Raw genomic sequence first — 17,885 nt, forward strand, 5'->3', positions numbered from 1 at the left:
AAGGAGCGGATGATGCGATTTTCCATGAATTTTTGCCTGATGGTTACGGTGGCGCTCCTGTCAGGGTGCCTGTATACGTTTCATCCCGCGTATGACCCTGCGGACGTTGTGTCTGATCCACAGGTGGCCGGGTCTTGGCTGGAGGTCAAGGAAGGGGATCTCCAGTGGACGTTTGAAGTTGTGGATGAGAAAACGTATCGGGTGACTGCGAGAGAGAAGGACGAGGAATCGCGTCCGTTCACCGGCCAGTTGTTCAAGCTCGGGAAGGACACGTTTTTGGACATGTTCCCTCAGGAACGCGAAGGTGAAAACTTTTTTCAGGATCAGGTCGTGGCTTTCCATACTGTTTACCGGTTGTGCCGGAACGGCGATGATTTGAAACTGCAGGCGCTGGATCCTGACTGGGGCAATAAAATGCTGGAAGAAAAGAAGATTGATGTGGAGTTCCTGCAGGTGGATGACCACATCAAGATTATCTCTTCTTCCCAAACCAAGAATCGTGAACTATTGTTGACGTATGCCGACGAGGCGTTCACCGGCAAGGTGGACATTGATTTCAAACGGGTGAAAAAAGAGTAACGCATTTGATCTGGAGGCTGTCTGCGATGAAGCCATGGGTGTTGGCCATTGACCAGGGAACGACCGGTTCCCGCGCCGTCCTCATGGACGCGTCGGGACGCGTGGTGGCGAGCGCGTATCAGGAATTCCGGCAGTATTATCCGAAACCCGGCTGGGTGGAACATGATGCCGAGGAAATATGGAAATCCTGTGTGAACGTCATCCGGGAGGCCCTTCGCCGTTCCGGCGGGGGCGCGGACCGGATCGCCGGCATCGGCATCACGAACCAGCGCGAGACGACCGTGGTCTGGGACCGGAAAACCTCCCGCCCCGTGAGCCGCGCGATCGTCTGGCAGTGCCGGCGGACTGCGGAGATGTGCCGTGAGAAACGTTTCCAGTCCCTGCGTCCGGTCCTTCGCCGCAAGACAGGGCTTGTTTTGGATCCGTATTTTTCCGGCACAAAAATCAAGTGGATGCTGGACCATGTCCCCGGCGTCAGGTCCCGGGCGTTGAAAGGGGACCTCTGCTTCGGGACGATCGACAGCTGGCTGATTTGGAAATTGACCGGAGGCCAGTCCCATGCGACCGACGTCACCAACGCCTCGCGCACGCTCATTTTCAATATCCGCAGTCTGGCCTGGGACAAGGAATTGCTCAAGGCCTTCGGGATTCCGGTTTCCTTGTTGCCGCAGGTGCGAAATTCCGGCAGTATTTTCGGCTGCACGGCCCGCGCGGCCGGGCTTCCCGACGGGATCCCTATTACCGGCGTCCTCGGCGACCAACAGGCGGCCCTTTACGGGCAGGGGTGTTTTGAACCCGGTTCGGTCAAGAATACTTACGGGACAGGATGCTTTCTGGTCCTCAACACCGGCCGGAAACCGGTTTATTCGAAGAAAGGATTGCTGACTACGCTGGCCAGCGACGATCTGGGCCGTCCGGTTTACGCGCTGGAGGGATCTGTGTTCGTCGCCGGGGCCGTGGTCCAATGGCTGCGCGACGAACTGAGGGTCATCCCGTCGTCCGCAGATTCGGAAAAAGCCGCGGCAGGTCTCGTTGATTCCAACGGCGTGTATTTTGTGCCTGCCTTTACCGGGCTCGGGGCTCCGTACTGGGACGCCGAGGCGCGCGGGATCATTTCCGGGCTGACACGCGGGGCCAACGTCCGCCACATCATCCGCGCGGCGCTGGAGTCCGTCGCGTATCAGACAAAGGATGTTTTTGATCTTATGCAGGAAGAATACGGCCGGCGGATCAGCGAACTGAACGTGGACGGCGGCGCCTGTCAAAATAATTTTCTCATGCAGTTTCAGGCCGACATGCTCAACTGCCGGATCGTCAGGCCCGCGATGGTGGAATCCACAGCCCGCGGCGCGGCGTTGCTGGCCGGCGTCACAGCCGGCGTGTGGGCCGGGAAAGAAGCTCTTTCGCGCCTGGTGCGGCCGGACAAGGTCTTTGCCCCCCGGATGTCCCCGACGGTCCGGCAGCGCCTGTATGACGGATGGAAGAAAGCCGTCCGGCAAGCCCGTTCCCGATGAATTCCATCGATACCTTCTCCGGTCCTTATGATTTTCTCGTCATCGGCGGCGGCATCAACGGCGCGGCGATCGCCAATGTCGCGTCCCGTCAGGGGATGAAGGTCGCGCTCGTGGAGAAAGGCGACTTCGCCAGCGGCACGTCCAGTAAGTCCAGCAAGCTGATCCACGGCGGGTTGAGGTATCTGGAAAATTTTGAGTTCGGCCTTGTCCGTGAAGCTCTTCACGAGCGTCTGATCCAGCTCAACGCCGCGCCCCATCTTGTCAAGCCGTTGTCCTTCCTGATTCCCGTTTATCGCGAAGACCCCCGATCCCTGTGGATGATGAAGGCGGGGGTTTGGCTTTATGACGCCCTGAGCGGGCGTTACCGCGTCGGCCGGCATCAGGCCCTGTCCGCTGAGGATATTTTGAGCAGGATCCCGGGGATCAAGCGGGAAGGGCTCATAGGCGGAGTCGAATATTTTGACGCGCAGACGGATGATGCCCGGCTGTGCCTGGAAAACGTTCTGGCGGCGCGGGCCGCAGGAGCGCACGCGGCCAATTACACGGAAGTGACCGGTTTTGTCAAGGAATCCGGGCGGGCCGTGGGCGTGAAGGCCAGGGATGTGTTGCAGAACAGAAATTTTGAGATCCGCGCCGGAAAAATCGTTTGTGCCGTCGGGCCATGGACGCCGGGCGTCTGGGGGATGGACAGCCCGGGCGGCGGGCAGAAGGTCAGGACCACCAAAGGCGCGCACATTATCTGCCGGCGCAAAGTCAGCGATTCAGCGCTGTTTGTCCAGACGCGGGACAACGGCCGCATTTTCTTCATTATTCCCTGGATGGGCCGGTCCCTGATCGGCACCACGGACACGGATTATCACGGGGATCCGGACCAGGTCGCGGTTGCCGAGGATGACATCGAGTATCTGCTCAAGGAAACCAACCGGCTTTTTCCGGAGACGCCGTTTGGCCGGACAGATGTCGTGGGGTCGTTCGCGGGCCTGCGGCCGCTGGCCTACCGCGCCGGCGCTCCGTCCAGGGTGTCCCGCCGGCACGCGTTTGAAGAGTCCCCGTCGGGAATTGTGTTCGTGACCGGCGGGAAATACACGACCTACCGGCGGATCGCCCTGGCGTGTGTCGCCCTTGTCGCCGGCCGGCGGACCGGGCCGGATTCGGATGATTACGCGGTCTACGGCGGCGGCAAAATCACGGAAAGCCCTTTGGAGGCGGCCCGAAAGTATGGTATAGATAGGGAAACTATTGAGCATGTGATGGGAAAGTACGGGACGCGCTACGCGGCTGTCCTGGATTTGACCCGGGAAGCCCCGGAGCTCAAAAACAGAATTTGTTCCTGCCATGAACATATCGGCGCCCAGGTCTTGTATTCGATCCGCGTCGAAATGGCCCGCTCCCCGAAAGACATCCTTTTCCGCCGGCTGGGGGTCGGATACGACGGTTGCGGGGAGATCGAGAAATACCGGCAAGTGATTGACCAGTATTTATCGTCATAAAAACAGAAAGTAAAACCTCGGAGGTTTGATTTTTTCAACCTCCGAGGTTGAAAAAGGTCCTTAGATGGTTGAAAAGCACCTTTTGAATAAAATGCTGGATATGGTCAAGCGGGGCGGGGAGATCGCCCTGTCTCTGATCGATGACAGCGCACCCAGCGTCAAGCCGGACCAGTCCATCCTGACCCGGGCGGACCTCGAGATTTCCGCTTTTATCCGTCATTCTCTGCAGCCGGAGATCGCGACCACCAAACACCTTTTGATTGATGAGGAAGACAAGAACCTGGCGCATTATTTCGACCAGGCGATCCTGGAGTCGTTCCCCTATGTTTGGGTCGTTGACCCCATCGACGGCACACGCAGCTTCGCCAACAAGATGCCCATGTTCGGCGTTTCTATCGGCCTCCTGAAAGATCTTCAGCCGTGGATGGGGGCGGTGTATTTTCCGATGCTGCACGAGTTGTTTTATTGCGACGGCCGGGACTCGTATTTTGTGAAGAGCGCCTTCACCGGCCAGGCGGCGGCGGTCCGCATCCGGCCGGTGGACCAGGAGATCACGGTCCAGTCCATCTTTTTCGGTTCGGACGATTATTTCAAGGATTATGAGTGGGATGAGCGGTTTTGCACGGTCATGCTGTCCAACAGCGCGGTGGTGGACCTTTGCTGGCCTGCGGTGGGCCGGGGTTGCGGGTCGTTTTTTAATTCCAACATCTGGGATTTTGCCGGCTCATGGCCGATTTGCCAGTCGGCGGGCCTGAAAATGCGGTCGTTCACCACGGGCAAGCTGCTGGACCGCATCGAAACAGGGCTGTTCATCGGGCAGGGAGATATGACCTGGCGCTGCAAGGATTTTTATATCTTGTCGTCGGAAAGAAATTATCCGTTGATCAAGGGCCAAATCCGCCCAAAACGATAATTGGGGGCCGGGCGGACCGGGATATCCCTTGACAAAAAAGTTTATGGTGATATATTGATGCAGGTTTCGAATTTATCTTGCCCACGGTATTATTCTCTGATTACCCCATGAAGGATGCGATTTTATATTTGGAAGACGGGACTGCGTTCCACGGCCAAAGTCTCGGCGTCACGGGAGAAACTGCAGGCGAAGTTGTCTTTAATACCGCGATGAGCGGTTATCAAGAGGTCCTCACCGACCCTTCCTACGCCGGCCAGATTGTCGTGATGACGTATCCCTTGATCGGGAACTACGGCGTCAACGACGAGGACGTGGAGTCTTCGAAAGTCCACGTCAAATCGTTCGTCGTCAAGGAATTCTGCCGCCGCCATTCCAATCACCGCGCCACCCGAAGCCTCGTCGAATACCTCAACGACAATAAGATCATCGCCCTGGAAGGCATCGACACCCGCGCCCTGACCCGTCATCTGCGGGTGTTCGGGGCCATGAAGGGATACATTTCCACGGAAGACTTTGACCCCAAGAGCCTGGCGGCCAAGATCGCGGCCGTGCCGTCCATGGAAGGCGCGGACTGGGTCAAGACCGTGACCGCCAAAGACAAATATGTGTGGCCCGCCGAAGGCCAATACCTCAACGCCCCGCGTTTCCGCGTGGCCGCGATCGACTGCGGGATCAAACTTAACATCCTGCGTATCCTGGCCAAGCTGGGCTGCGAGATCCACGTGTTCCCGGCCACGGCCGCGGCCGACGAGATCAAGGCCGTTCGTCCGGACGGGCTGTTTTTATCGAACGGTCCCGGCGATCCGGCGGTGGTCAACTACGTCATCGAGACCGTTCGCAAGATGTTCGGCGTTGTCCCGATCTTCGGCATCTGCCTCGGTCACCAGATCCTCGGGCTGGCCCTGGGCGGCAAGACCTACAAGCTCAGGTTCGGCCATCACGGCGTCAACCATCCGGTCAAGGACCTGCTGGACAACCGGATCGGCATCACGTCCCAGAATCACGGCTTCTGCGTGGACATCAACAGCTTGAAGTCCCAGGATGTGGAGATGATTGATGTCAACCTCAACGACCAGACCGTGGAAGGCCTTCGGCACAAAAAGTTTCCGATCCTCTCGGTCCAGCATCACCCCGAAGCGGCGCCGGGCCCGCACGACGCGCAGTATCTTTTTAAGCATTTTATTGAGATGATGAAAAAAAATAAAGAGTCAGAAGTCGGAAGTTAGAGGTCAGATGAAAGAAGTGGCTTCTGACTTCTGACAATCAAACCTATGCCGCGTCGAAATGACATCAAGAAAATCCTGATCGTTGGTTCCGGCCCCATCGTCATCGGCCAGGCCTGCGAATTCGATTACTCTGGGACCCAGGCCTGCAAGGCCCTGAAGGAAGAGGGGTTTGAGATCGTGCTGGTGAACTCCAACCCCGCCACCATCATGACCGACCCCGAATTCGCGGAGCACACCTACATTGAGCCGCTCACGCCGGAATACCTCGAGGCCATCATCAAAGAAGAGCGGCCGGACGCCATCCTGCCCACCGTCGGCGGCCAGACCGCGCTGAACCTTGCCATGAAACTTTCGGAGCGCGGTACGCTGGAGAAATACGGCGTGAAGATGCTCGGCGCCAATTACGAAGTCATCCGCAAGGCGGAGAACCGGGAAGAGTTCAAGAAGGCGGTGCTCCGGGTCGGCCTGGAAGTGCCGCGGAGCAGTTTTGCCTATAACCTGGACGACGCCCGGAAGGTCGCCCTCGAGATCGGGTTTCCCCTGATCATCCGCCCGTCATTTACCCTGGGCGGCACCGGCGGCGGGATCGTCCGCAACGACGAGGAACTGGAACGCATCGCCTCGCTCGGCATCGAAAGCAGCATGATCCATGAAATTTTAGTCGAGGAATCCATCGAGGGCTGGAAGGAGTACGAGCTGGAGGTCATGCGCGACAACAAGGACAACGTGGTGATCGTCTGCTCGATAGAGAATCTCGACCCCATGGGCGTTCATACCGGCGACAGCATCACGGTGGCTCCGGCCCAGACCCTGACGGACGCCGAATACCAGCAGATGCGCAACGCCTCCCTGGCCCTGATCCGCGAGATCGGCGTGGAAACCGGCGGGTCCAATATCCAGTTCGCGGTCAATCCCGAAGACGGCCGCATGGTCGTCATCGAGATGAATCCACGCGTGTCGCGCAGTTCCGCCCTGGCGAGCAAGGCGACCGGGTTTCCCATCGCCAAATTCGCCGCCAAGCTGGCCGTCGGGTATTCGCTGGACGAGATCCGCAACGACATCACCCGTGAGACGCCGGCGTCATTTGAACCGACCATTGATTACTGCGTTGTGAAGGCCCCGCGGTTCACTTTCGAGAAATTTCCAGAGGCGCAGGATATCCTCGGCGTCCAGATGAAATCCGTGGGCGAGACCATGGCCATCGGCCGGACCTTCAAAGAAGCCCTGCAGAAGGCCCTGCGCGGGCTTGAGATCGGCCACGTCGGCCTGGACAACAAGATCGATTTTCGCGACATCCCGGACGAGAAGATCCGCCTGCGTTTGAGCCAGCCCAACGCCTCCCGCATTTTTTACGTCAAATACGCCCTGCAGAAGGGGATGACGATCGAGGAGATCGCCGGGATCAGCAAGATCGACGTGTGGTTCCTGGCCCACATGGAGGAAATCTTTAATTTTGAGAACGCCTTTGTGAAGGCCTACCAAACAACCAAGATGATCGACCTCAAGTTAATGCGCCGGGCCAAGGAAATGGGATTCGGCGACGCCCAGTTGGCCCGCCTGATGGACATCCCGGAGACGGAAGTGCGCCGGATCCGCAAGGACATGGGCGTCATCGCGACCTTCAAAATGGTGGACACCTGTGCCGCCGAATTCGAGGCCTACACCCCGTATTTTTACAAAACGTATGAGACCGAAGACGAAGCCCTGGCCTATAACAAGAAACTCGACGCCGAGGCCAAGGGCCCGCGCCGGAAGATCATGATCCTCGGCGGCGGACCCAACCGCATCGGCCAGGGGATCGAGTTCGATTACTGCTGCTGCCACGCGTCTTTTGCCCTGCGCGGGATGGGATTCGAGACGATCATGGTCAACTCCAACCCGGAGACGGTCTCGACCGATTACGATACGTCCGACCGCCTTTACTTTGAGCCGCTCACCTTTGAAGATGTCATGGACATCATGGACGTCGAGAAGCCGGGCGGGGTCATTGTCCAGTTCGGCGGGCAGACGCCCCTGAACCTGGCGCGCCGGCTGTCCCAGGCGGGTGTTCCCATCATCGGCACGTCGGTGGATTCCATCGATCTGGCCGAAGACCGCAAGCAGTTTGCCGCTTTCATTCAGAAGCTCGGCATCAGCCAGCCGGAGAACGGGTCGGCCGTCAGCGTCGAGGAGGCGGTCGAGATCGCGACCCGCATCGGCTATCCGGTGCTGGCGCGGCCTTCGTTCGTTCTCGGCGGGCGGGCCATGCGCATCGTCTATGACAAGGAATCCCTGCTGGCGTTCATCAACGAAGCCAAGGACGTCTCGGAAGGCCATCCGGTCCTGATCGACAAATTCATCGAGTCCGCCATGGAGATGGACGTGGACGCGATCTGCGACGGAGAGGACGTCTACATCGGCGGCATCATGGAGCACATCGAGAACGCCGGGATCCATTCCGGCGATTCGGCCTGTGTTCTTCCCCCGCACACGATCAGCGAGGAGCTGGTCGGCCAGATCCGCCGCCACACCCGGGACATCGCGCTGGGGTTGAAGGTCATCGGGCTTCTCAATATCCAGTTCGCTATCAAGGGCAGCAAGATCTACGTCCTGGAGGTCAATCCCCGCGCGTCGCGCACGGCGCCGTTCGTGAGCAAGGCCACGGGCGTTCCCCTGGCCAAGATCGCCTCGCAGGTCATGGCCGGCAAGAAATTGAAGGATTTCGGCCTCCCGGAATATCTGGAGCCCCAGCATGTTTCCGTCAAGGAATCGGTCCTGCCGTTCTCGCGGTTCTCGGGCGTGGACATCGTCCTTGGCCCGGAGATGAAATCCACCGGCGAGGTCATGGGAGTGGCCGCGACCTTCGGCGAGGCCTTTGCCAAGTCCCAGATTTCGGCTAATCAGTCCCTGCCGAAATCCGGGAAGATTTTCATCAGCGCCAACGACGAGGACAAGCGCCACATCGTTTTTCTCGCCAAGCGGCTGGCAGACCTGGGATTTAAACTCGTGTCGACCCGGGGCACCGCCAAGGTCCTGTATTCCAGCGGTGTCGAGATCGAAGTGGTGGAAAAACACGGCGAGGGGAAAAACAATATATTGACATATATCAAAAAAAATGAGATAAATTTGATTATCAACACGCCGTCCGGGAAAAAGAGCCAATCGGACATGCGGACCATCCGCGCGGCGGCCATTTTGCACAATGTTCCCTGTATCACAACCCTTCAGGGCGCCTGGGCGGCGGTCAACGGAATTGAAGCTACGCTGGGCAAGGCCATTTCCGTTAAATCTCTTCAGAATTATTACCACCAGAAGACCAATTTGGTGTCATCGTAGTTAGAAAGGTTAAATCCTGTGTGCGGTATCATTGGCATTTCCGAGCATAAGGATGCGGCCAAGATTGCTTTTTTGGGATTGTACGCGCTTCAGCACCGGGGCGAGGAATCGGCGGGCATCGCCACCTTCGACGGCAAAGATATCCATGTCAGCAAAAACCCCGGCCTTGTCGCCGACGCCTTTGATGAGAGAAGCATCGAAGACTTGAAGGGCTCGGCCGCGATCGGGCATTGCCGCTATTCCACCACCGGCTCCAGCAATTTCAAAAACATCCAGCCGTTTCTCGTCATCCACAAGGGCCGGCCCCTGGCCGTCGCCCACAACGGCAACCTCACCAACACGGAAGCCCTGTATCGGCAGCTTGAGGACAGGGGTTCCATCTTTCAGACCTCCATGGACACCGAGCTGGTGATCCACCTGCTGGCCAAGGAAAAGAACGGCGAGTACAAAAAGTGGTTCACCGAGGCCTTGTCCCAGCTGGAGGGGGCGTTTTCCCTTATTTTTCTTGTCGGCGATACGATCGTCGGCGCCCGTGACCCGCACGGGTTCCGGCCTCTGTGCCTGGGGAAACTGGACGATGGGTATGTCCTGGCGAGCGAGACCTGCGCCTTTGACCTCATCAAAGCCAAATTTATCCGGGAGCTTGAGCCCGGTGAAATTGTCATCATCAAGAAGAAAAGAATCGAATCCTGCTTCCTTCCGTCCAAGCCCAAGAAAAAAGCTCACTGCATTTTTGAGAACATTTATTTCGCCCGGCCGGACAGCCATATTTTTGACGACAATATATATCAGGTCCGCAAGCGCCTGGGCGCCCAGCTGGCCGTGGAACATCCGACGGATGTGGATTTTGTCATGGCAATCCCGGATTCCGGCAATTACGCCGCCCTGGGGTATGCCCAGCAGCTGAAGCTCCCCTTTGAGGTCGGGATGATCCGCAACCATTACATCGGGCGGACGTTCATCCAGCCCAGCCAGTTCATGAGGGATTTCCGCGTGCGGGTCAAGCTCAACCCCATCCGCGACGTGCTCAAGGGCCAGCGGGTGGCCATCGTCGAGGATTCGATCGTGCGCGGAACCACCAGCCGCAGCCGCGTGCGGGCCCTGAGGAACGCCGGCGCCAAGGAAATCCACATGCGGATCAGCTGTCCCCCGATCCGGTATCCCTGTTTTTACGGCATTGATTTTCCAAGCCGCGCCGAACTGATCGCCGCCCACCGGACGGTCCAGGAGGTGGCAGATTTCATTGAGGTGGATTCATTGCAATATCTGAGCCTCGAGGGGATGCTGAAGGTCATGAAAGAACCCGGCGATTTCTGTCACGCCTGTTTCACCGGCGAGTATCCGGTCAAGATTCCGCGCAACACGAGCAAGTATCTCCTGGAGGAAAAGGGATCATGAGTAAGTTCATTTTCATCACCGGCGGCGTTGTTTCGAGCCTGGGAAAAGGGATCGCGGCGGCATCCATTGGGAAACTGCTGGAGACGAGGGGGCTGACCACGACCATCATCAAGTGCGATCCGTATCTGAACGTGGACCCCGGCACCATGAACCCGTTCCAGCACGGCGAGGTTTACGTTACCGACGACGGGGCCGAGACCGACCTGGACCTGGGGCACTACGAGCGTTTCACCAACTCCGTTCTGACCAGCGACAGCAACATCACGACCGGCAAGATCTATTATTCCGTCATCACCAAGGAGCGACGGGGCGATTATCTCGGCAAGACCGTCCAGATCATCCCGCACATCACCGACGAGATCAAACGCTGCATCACCAAGGTGTCCCGGGACCGCAGCGTGGACGTGACCATCGTGGAGATCGGGGGGACGGTCGGCGACATCGAAAGCCTGCCGTTCCTGGAGGCCATCCGCCAGATGCGCTGGGAATTGGGCAGCGGATACGCCCTCAATATCCACGTCACGCTCCTGCCCTTTATCAAGGCGGCCGGCGAGCACAAGACCAAGCCCACCCAGCACAGCGTCGGGCGCCTGCGCGAGATCGGGATCCAGCCGGACATCCTCATCTGCCGCACCGAAAAGCACATTTCCAAGGAACAGAAAGACAAGATCGCCCTGTTCTGCAATGTGGACAAGGAGGCGGTTGTCGAGGGCGTGGACGTGAAGCACATCTACGAAGTCCCGGTATTCTTTAAAAAAGAGGGCGTGGATGATTTGATCCTCAAAAAACTCAATCTTCACCGCGAGGACCGGGGCCTGGACGAATGGAATAATTTTGTCATCAAGCGGCTGAGGACCCCCGAGCACGAGGTGAAGATCTCGGTGGTGGGCAAATACATCGCCCTGCCGGACGCGTATAAATCCATTTACGAAGCCCTGGTGCACGGCGGGATCGCCAACAACGCCCGCGTGATCATCAACAAGGTGGACTCTGAGGAGATCCGGAGCCTGGACGATGTCACGCGCCACGTCAACGGATCGCACGGGATCCTGATTCCCGGCGGATTCGGGTCGCGCGGGATCGAGGGTAAGATCAAGACCGTCCAGTACGCCCGGGAGAGGCGCGTTCCCTATTTCGGGATCTGCCTGGGGATGCAGGTGGCCACGATCGAGTTCGCCCGCAATGTCTGCAGTTTGAAAGGGGCGAATTCCACGGAATTTGACAAAGAAACCCCTTATCCGGTCATCAGCTTGCTTGAGGAACAGAAGCATGTGCGCAACTTCGGCGCGACCATGCGTCTGGGCGAGTATGCCTGCCGCGTGTCCAAAAATTCCTTGAGCTTCCAGGCGTATAAAAAGGAAAATATCGGCGAGCGCCATCGGCACCGGTATGAGTTCAACGACAAGTACAAGAGGGCTTTTGAAAAAAGCGGTATGGTGTTTACCGGCATTCATACCGCCAAGGGGCTCGTGGAAATCGTCGAGCTCAAGGATCACCCGTGGTTCGTGGGTTGCCAGTTCCACCCGGAGTTCAAGTCCAAGCCGGACCGCGCCCATCCGTTGTTCAGGAACTTTGTGACCGCCGCCCTGGCGCATTCCCGATCCTCCCAAAAAAGTTCGTGAAAAAACATCCGCCGCGGATATAATAGATTAGCTTTCAACCCCTCTGAAGGAAGAATTTTGGTTGCTTTGGGATTTGCGCGCGGGTGGCGGCAATCGCGGTTGCCGGAAGGCAGATTCCCGCTGCCCTCGCAAATCGTTCGGCGGTCAAGCGCCGGTTTGCTCTAAAGATAATTGTGATTTTGCGCGCGGGTGGCGGAATTGGTAGACGCGCACGTTTGAGGGGCGTGTGCCGCAAGGCATGGAGGTTCAAGTCCTCTCCCGCGCATGATTTTAGCGGATAGCGTAGAGCGGTTAGCGTTTAGGAAGTATTGGGAGGGAACAACTATCCGCTGAACGCTTTACGCTGACCCTTTTGCATATGCCCAATCCCATCAAAGTCTCCGCCAGCATCCTGTGTTCGGATTTCACCAACCTTGGCGCCGAAATCCGTAAATGCGAACAAGCTGGCGTGGACATGATCCACGTCGATGTCATGGACGGCCAGTTCGTGCCCAACCTCACCATCGGCCCATTGATCGTTTCCGCGATCCGCCCCCTGACCCGTTTGCCCATTGAGGCCCACCTGATGGTTGAATACCCCTGGCGATTGATGGAGTCATTCATCGATGCCGGGGCGGACATCATTTCTCTGCAGGCCGAATGTTACGGCGAGCGCCGGGCCGCCTGCCGCGGGTTGGACCAGTATCCCAAAGAGGTGGACGCGATCAATGCCGCAAAAGTCCTGGGAGACGTCAACAAGATCCGGGCGCGGGGCAAAAAGGCTTTTCTGGTGCTTAACCCCGGGACTCCGGCGTCGTGCCTGGCCCCGGTCCTGGGGGACATTGACGGCGTCCTGGTGATGTCCGTCAATCCCGGTTTTGCCAAGCAGAAATTCATGCCTGCCGCGGTTCCCAAGATCCAGGAACTCCGCCGGGGATTCAAGGGCGACATCGCGGTGGACGGCGGGATCAACGCGGAAACAGCGCCGGCGGCCGTCAAGGCGGGGGCCAGCATTTTGGCCACGGCGAGCTATTTCTTCGGCGCCGGGGATCCGCAGGCAGCGGTCAAATTTTTGAAAGGGTTGAAGTAGGGCCGTTCCGGAGGGAATTCTTCGGAAAAGAGGGTTGCGGGACCGCGATGGGGAGTGCTATAGTTGAGGTAGGCGGACTTTCCCGCCCAGCCGCGAGTGAGGAGAAATATGTCCAGGAAAACGAAGGAAGCTCAAAGCATCGTAGAATACGTGATCTTGCTGGGCACGGTGACGGCCATTATCCTGTTGTCTTTCCAGTCTTTTATGCCTAAGGCCTATAATCAATCCGAATATTTCTTTAATCAAACCGCCCGCGGGGTCATGGGCGACCCTCCCCACAACGAAGTCGGGGGTCTGCGGACTTGGACAAAGACCAATTATCCCTGATCTTCGTTGTTGCTGTCCTGCCGTTTCCGCTTGTCTCTCACGTAAATGCTCTGCTGAAAACTTTTGGCGTATTTCTTCAGCTCCGCTCCGATTTCCGCGATCTGCGCCACATGGGTGATGGGCTGGTTGACGTTGCTGACGATGCCGATGGAGATGGAGATCAGCCCTGTCTTGATCTCGTTGCCCTGCCGGTCCTTCCCGATGATAAATCCATTTTTCCTGTCTTTTTCTGAGTAAAACTGCGGCGCGATTTTGTCCAGCTCATCGATGATCTGCTGGCAGGCCGGGTCCATCACGGCGTCATCCGTGATGAACACAAAATCATCCCCGCCGATATGGCCCACAAAGGCGTTCTCTCCGGCCTTTTCCCGCACGGCGGCGATCAGGATCCTGGCCACCTCGCGGATGATTTCGTCCCCTTTTTCGAATCCGTATTTGTCGTTGTAAATCTTGAATTTATCCAGGTCGGCATATCCGACGGCGAACGGCCTTTGGGAGGTGATGTGGTTCTGGATCTCCTCCATGATCGAGGTGTTGCCGGGCAGGTGGGTGAGCGGGTTGGCGTCGAGGCTGCGGATCGTCCGGCGCAGGATCATGCGGATTCGGGCCAGCAGGGCGTCCGGCTCGAACGGTTTGACGAGGTAGTCATCCGCGCCGGCCTCAATGCCTCCGACCATGTCCTTGACCTCGCCTTTGCCGGTCAGCATGATGATCGGGATGTGCTGGAGCAGGATGTCCTTTTTCATCGTGCGGCAAAAGTCCTTGCCGTTCATGACCGGCATCATGTAGTCGCAGATGATGAGGTTGGGGTTGCAGGAATGGACCATCTTCAGGCCCTCCTTTCCGTTGGAGGCCTGAAACACGTCGTAGTGTTCGGACAAGGTCAGGGCCAGGACATCCAGGATGTCCGAGTCGTCGTCAATGGTCAGGATGCGTTCTGTTCGCATGGGCGGTTTGAGGTCGTGTTTGTGGTTTGTTTATCCTCATGGACCCCAGCAGCCCTTGGCGCTTCGCAGGGCTGGCGGCTGGGGTTAATTCCGGCAGCAATTTATGTTCACTTCGTTCCATAAATTACGCCGTTATTAAATCTATCCCCTTTTCTCCGTCTGCGCAAGGGGTAATCTGAAATAAAAGGTCGAGCCGGCGCCGGGCTTGCTCGTCACCCCGATTTCCCCCTTGTGGACCTCGATGATCTTTTTGCACAGAGCCAGCCCGAGCCCGGTGCCTTTGACGTTCTGGTTGATCTCGTTTTCCACCCGGTAAAATTCATTGAACAATTTTTTGATGTCTTCCTCGCTGATCCCAATTCCCGTATCGGTCACCGAAAGGGTGACGATGTCACCGTCCTGGCGGGCCGTGACGGTGATGGTCCCGGCCGGGGGGGTGAACTTGACGGCGTTGCTCACCAGGTTGATCAGGACCCTCTCGATCTGGGTGGCGTCCATCTGGATCTCGGGGATTTCCGGAGCCGTTTCCGCTTTGAAGATGATATTTTTGTCTTTGAGATGGGGAGTGAGCAGGTCGTGCACGTTTTCAATGATCTTGGCCAGGGACTGGTGGGTGTATTGCATCTCCACGCGGCCGGACTCGATGCGGGACATGTCCAGAAGGTCATTGATAAGTTTGACCAGGTTGTCGGAATGTTTGTTGATCTTGTCGAGCCGTTCCTTGACGTTGTCGGGGATAGCGCCGATTTTTCCGGTCATCAACAGGGAGGCATAGCCCTTGATGGAGGTGAGCGGCGTGCGCAGCTCGTGCGAGACGGCGGAAATGAATTCGGATTTCATCTTGCTGATGTGCTGGACCTCCCCCAGGGCGGTGGCGAGCTCTTTGGTGCGCTCATGCACTTTCTGCTCGAGCACCTGGCTGGAACGGTAGGCCTTTTCGAAAAGCCGGGCGTTTTCCACGGCCTGGCCGATCTGGTCGGCCAGGATGGAAATGAGCTCTTCGTCCCCGGCGGTGATCACGTAGGCGTCGCTCAGGTTCCCGGCGAACAAGAGTCCCAGCATGTTTTTCTGGGCGAGGATGGGTGTGAGGATAAAATATTTGACGCCGAAAATCTTTGTCACGTCTTCCTTCACGTCCTTGGGCGCGTGGATGGAGGAATAGGTCTCCCCGCGGCGCAGGGTGGCTAACAGCGGCGTATCGGCTGTGAACTGGTCGATGATGTTTTTTGTTTCCATGTCGCTGAATCCCCGGTTGACGCGGTTGATCAGGCTGTCGTCCTCGTCGTAGGTCATGATGAGGAGCTTTTCAAAACCCAGCTCCCCCAACAGCGGCTGGTTGAGCCGTTGGAAGATTTCGCTTTCATCCAGGGTCGTGCTGACCAGCCGCGAGGTTTTTTGCAGGGCGTCCAGCCCGTTCAGGCGTTTGTCGAGTTCCTCTTGGGCCTTGTTGAGCTCCAGGTCGGTTTTGACGATGAGCTTGGCCTGTTCGTCCAATTCGTTGAACGAGTCCATCAGCTTTGTGAGGGCCGTCGTGAGGGTCTTGACTTTTTCGTTGCGTTCGATGGCAAACAGGATGAAGAGGACGGAAAGCAGAAGGAATCCGCCGCCTATAAAGTAGAGAAGGATTATGGGATTTTCGAGAGAGAGAGCATTCATCGGTTTTGCGTTATCCCAGGGCCATAAGAACAATGCTGCCGTTGTTGAGATACGTTTTAAAGGCGTTGTTTTCTGTCGGCCAGGAGAAGATCTCGCCGTAAGAATACATCCCGAAGACCGGGATTGATGGGCCGATCGCCTCGCGGACGGCCTGGATTTCCTCGGCCGCGGACCGGCCCAGGATTTTCAGCCGTGTCAGGGATTCAAAAATCAGGACAACGCTGGGTTTCCGGCCGTCCAACTGGGACTTGACCTCCAGGGCCGCCTGCTGGGCGGCCTGCACGCAGGTTTCCGTGTTGCCGATCATCACGTGCACGACCGAGCCGGGCGTGACGTTATCTTGACAGACAACGCTGCCGTCGTCAAGTGTGCCCGCGACGTTCCGGAGCATATATTCGCTTTTGTCGTCCAGATAAATCCCCAGCGGATAGCGTATGTTGATCTGTCCCAGCCTCGAGACGTTGAGCCCCTTGGCTTCCTGGTCGAAAAATTCCTCATAGAGATTCAGCGCGCTTTTGCCTTCGATGGTCTTGACCACGGGGCCCTCCGCGCTGTCCACGGTCCGCGGTTTTCCCAGCGGCTTCCAGCCATGCCGGCTGCTGGCGCCGAAGATCACGCGTCCTCCCAGCAGAAGCCCGGCCGCTCCTTTGAGAAAAAACTTGTCGAGGTGGAACTGATGGCTGTGGTGAAAGCGCATATCGTCGATGCTCCCCAGACCGTAGATGGGGAAGACCTGGCCGAATTTCTCTTTCACGCCGTCTGTGAAGGCGCCGATGCCCTTGGCCATGCCGTCGATAAAAAAGAGAAAAGCACGCCGTTGGTGGGTTTCGAATTCCGTCATGACGTTCTGTCCCAGGGCTGTGCCGGCGGAGCGCATATCCTGCAGGTCCATGTGACTCACGCTGCCGGTTTCGAAGGTGACGGTGTCGGAGTGGATCGCCAGCACGCCGATCCCGCGGGTCTCGGCCCGGTCCGCGAGGATGACCCCGCAGGTGGAACAGCCGACGATCTTTGTGTGGTCCAGATGTTCGTAAAGGGCGGGAACAAATTCCTCCGGATCATATTGGGCCGTGGCAAAAACGATGGCACAGTCGATTTTGGTCTGTTTCAGCTGGACCCGGGCCGCAAGGGCCGCTTCTTGAGCCGCTATCGCGGCTTCCTGATTGGCGCTGAACCCGATCCCGACATGAGTGGCCAAGGCGAAACTCCTTTAATTGGAAAGAGATATGACCAATACAAATATAGCACGGCGTGTGAAAAAGTGTCTATGATTAAGGGCATTTTTTGTCTCCGGGGAACGGCGAGCAGGGAGCGATAAAAGTAAAAGCCCATCTTGACGATGGGCTTATTATTTTTGGTAGCCCCAACCGGATTTGAACCGGTGTTTGAAGACTGAGAATCTCCCGTCCTGGACCAGGCTAGACGATGGGGCCGAATGGCTGTGGATAATATTACCATATTTCATTTCGGGGTCAACAAAAATTCTAAAGTGGGGATAGGGATTTGGGGCAGGGATGGTAGAATCTCATCAGGGGCCGCGGTGCTTATGGATGGTAACATCGCGTGGCCCGGGAGGCGCTTATGGGATTAACATTCGAGAAAGAGTTCCTGTGCCCTTGCTGCGGCGGCGGAAACAGCATTTGTTTGGAGGGTGGACAGGGGCGGACGTGCCAATTGGTCATCGACTGTGAAGTCTGCTGCCGCCCGCTTCGGATCGAGGTCAGGGCCACCGGGCGGGACTGTGAGATCGAAGTCCACGGGGAGAATGAGTAAAGAGGGCATGTCCCCGGCGGCGAATTTTCCTCCTTGCATTTCCCCCGATTCCGTAG

At 57.6% G+C, this 17,885-nt stretch carries 14 protein-coding genes and 2 tRNA genes; 12 read left to right on the forward strand and 4 right to left on the reverse strand.

Features of this window, described 5'->3' with window-relative positions:
• Positions 1-9: 9 nt before the first annotated feature.
• From Q8Q08_06055 to Q8Q08_06105, 11 genes are all read left to right on the forward strand, one after another.
• Positions 10-579 carry a hypothetical protein gene (locus Q8Q08_06055; protein ID MDP2653582.1) on the forward strand — a complete coding sequence of 190 codons (570 nt, stop codon included), beginning with the start codon at positions 10-12 and terminating at the stop codon, positions 577-579.
• A gap of 26 nt (positions 580-605) precedes the next feature.
• Positions 606-2,093: a glycerol kinase GlpK gene (glpK, locus tag Q8Q08_06060; GenBank protein MDP2653583.1), complete on the forward strand. Its 1,488-nt coding sequence runs from the start codon at positions 606-608 to the stop codon at positions 2,091-2,093.
• Positions 2,090-3,583 (forward strand): glycerol-3-phosphate dehydrogenase/oxidase, encoded by a 1,494-nt coding sequence (locus Q8Q08_06065; GenBank protein MDP2653584.1) that lies wholly within the window; start codon positions 2,090-2,092, stop codon positions 3,581-3,583. The genes glpK and Q8Q08_06065 overlap by 4 nt, the downstream gene beginning before the upstream one ends.
• Positions 3,584-3,647: 64 nt before the next feature.
• Positions 3,648-4,496, forward strand: a complete 849-nt coding sequence (locus tag Q8Q08_06070; protein ID MDP2653585.1) for an inositol monophosphatase family protein — start codon at positions 3,648-3,650, stop codon at positions 4,494-4,496.
• 107 nt (positions 4,497-4,603) lie between these two features.
• On the forward strand, positions 4,604-5,722 hold the full coding sequence (gene carA / locus Q8Q08_06075; protein ID MDP2653586.1) for a glutamine-hydrolyzing carbamoyl-phosphate synthase small subunit: 1,119 nt from the start codon (positions 4,604-4,606) through the stop codon (positions 5,720-5,722).
• Between the two features lie 45 nt (positions 5,723-5,767).
• Positions 5,768-9,037 (forward strand): carbamoyl-phosphate synthase large subunit, encoded by a 3,270-nt coding sequence (carB, locus tag Q8Q08_06080; GenBank protein MDP2653587.1) that lies wholly within the window; start codon positions 5,768-5,770, stop codon positions 9,035-9,037.
• A gap of 18 nt (positions 9,038-9,055) precedes the next feature.
• Positions 9,056-10,435 (forward strand): amidophosphoribosyltransferase, encoded by a 1,380-nt coding sequence (gene purF / locus Q8Q08_06085; GenBank protein MDP2653588.1) that lies wholly within the window; start codon positions 9,056-9,058, stop codon positions 10,433-10,435.
• Positions 10,432-12,057 (forward strand): CTP synthase, encoded by a 1,626-nt coding sequence (locus tag Q8Q08_06090; GenBank protein MDP2653589.1) that lies wholly within the window; start codon positions 10,432-10,434, stop codon positions 12,055-12,057. Before purF ends, Q8Q08_06090 begins: the two co-directional genes overlap by 4 nt.
• 183 nt (positions 12,058-12,240) lie before the next feature.
• A tRNA-Leu gene (locus tag Q8Q08_06095) sits at positions 12,241-12,322 on the forward strand.
• A 93-nt stretch (positions 12,323-12,415) separates the two neighbouring features.
• Positions 12,416-13,126, forward strand: coding sequence for a ribulose-phosphate 3-epimerase (locus Q8Q08_06100; GenBank protein MDP2653590.1), 711 nt, complete (start codon positions 12,416-12,418; stop codon positions 13,124-13,126).
• A gap of 108 nt (positions 13,127-13,234) precedes the next feature.
• The gene (locus Q8Q08_06105; GenBank protein ID MDP2653591.1) at positions 13,235-13,453 is read left to right on the forward strand and encodes a hypothetical protein; all 219 of its coding nucleotides are present in this window, start codon (positions 13,235-13,237) and stop codon (positions 13,451-13,453) included.
• Here Q8Q08_06105 and Q8Q08_06110 read toward each other — a convergent pair.
• The 4 genes from Q8Q08_06110 to Q8Q08_06125 all read right to left on the reverse strand — a co-directional run bounded on the left by Q8Q08_06110 (position 13,444) and on the right by Q8Q08_06125 (position 17,489).
• The gene (locus Q8Q08_06110) at positions 13,444-14,400 is read right to left on the reverse strand and encodes a response regulator (protein ID MDP2653592.1); all 957 of its coding nucleotides are present in this window, start codon (positions 14,398-14,400) and stop codon (positions 13,444-13,446) included. The genes Q8Q08_06105 and Q8Q08_06110 overlap by 10 nt on opposite strands.
• A 141-nt stretch (positions 14,401-14,541) precedes the next feature.
• Positions 14,542-16,056 (reverse strand): GAF domain-containing sensor histidine kinase, encoded by a 1,515-nt coding sequence (locus Q8Q08_06115; GenBank protein ID MDP2653593.1) that lies wholly within the window; start codon positions 16,054-16,056, stop codon positions 14,542-14,544.
• A 10-nt stretch (positions 16,057-16,066) separates the two neighbouring features.
• Positions 16,067-17,254, reverse strand: coding sequence for an FIST N-terminal domain-containing protein (locus Q8Q08_06120; protein MDP2653594.1), 1,188 nt, complete (start codon positions 17,252-17,254; stop codon positions 16,067-16,069).
• A 157-nt stretch (positions 17,255-17,411) separates the two neighbouring features.
• Positions 17,412-17,489 (reverse strand) — tRNA-Glu (locus tag Q8Q08_06125).
• Between the two features lie 148 nt (positions 17,490-17,637).
• Between Q8Q08_06125 and Q8Q08_06130 the strand changes: the two genes are divergently transcribed.
• Positions 17,638-17,829 (forward strand): CPXCG motif-containing cysteine-rich protein, encoded by a 192-nt coding sequence (locus tag Q8Q08_06130; protein ID MDP2653595.1) that lies wholly within the window; start codon positions 17,638-17,640, stop codon positions 17,827-17,829.
• The last annotated feature ends 56 nt before the right edge of the window (positions 17,830-17,885 follow it).

It is taken from the genome of Candidatus Omnitrophota bacterium (assembly GCA_030688425.1).
Taxonomy (GTDB): Bacteria; Omnitrophota; Gorgyraeia; order Zapsychrales; family JANLHA01; genus JAUYIB01.

What these genes read in the sequence shown, in the direction of transcription:
- Q8Q08_06115 (MDP2653593.1), bottom strand. Translation starts at nt 16,056, where the DNA reads ATGAATGCTCTCTCTCTCGAAAATCCCATAATCCTTCTCTACTTTATA.
- carB (MDP2653587.1), top strand. Translation starts at nt 5,768, where the DNA reads ATGCCGCGTCGAAATGACATCAAGAAAATCCTGATCGTTGGTTCCGGC.
- glpK (MDP2653583.1), top strand. Translation starts at nt 606, where the DNA reads ATGAAGCCATGGGTGTTGGCCATTGACCAGGGAACGACCGGTTCCCGC.
- Q8Q08_06100 (MDP2653590.1), top strand. Translation starts at nt 12,416, where the DNA reads ATGCCCAATCCCATCAAAGTCTCCGCCAGCATCCTGTGTTCGGATTTC.
- Q8Q08_06055 (MDP2653582.1), top strand. Translation starts at nt 10, where the DNA reads ATGATGCGATTTTCCATGAATTTTTGCCTGATGGTTACGGTGGCGCTC.
- Q8Q08_06070 (MDP2653585.1), top strand. Translation starts at nt 3,648, where the DNA reads ATGGTTGAAAAGCACCTTTTGAATAAAATGCTGGATATGGTCAAGCGG.
- Q8Q08_06090 (MDP2653589.1), top strand. Translation starts at nt 10,432, where the DNA reads ATGAGTAAGTTCATTTTCATCACCGGCGGCGTTGTTTCGAGCCTGGGA.
- Q8Q08_06105 (MDP2653591.1), top strand. Translation starts at nt 13,235, where the DNA reads ATGTCCAGGAAAACGAAGGAAGCTCAAAGCATCGTAGAATACGTGATC.
- Q8Q08_06130 (MDP2653595.1), top strand. Translation starts at nt 17,638, where the DNA reads ATGGGATTAACATTCGAGAAAGAGTTCCTGTGCCCTTGCTGCGGCGGC.
- Q8Q08_06110 (MDP2653592.1), bottom strand. Translation starts at nt 14,400, where the DNA reads ATGCGAACAGAACGCATCCTGACCATTGACGACGACTCGGACATCCTG.
- carA (MDP2653586.1), top strand. Translation starts at nt 4,604, where the DNA reads ATGAAGGATGCGATTTTATATTTGGAAGACGGGACTGCGTTCCACGGC.
- Q8Q08_06065 (MDP2653584.1), top strand. Translation starts at nt 2,090, where the DNA reads ATGAATTCCATCGATACCTTCTCCGGTCCTTATGATTTTCTCGTCATC.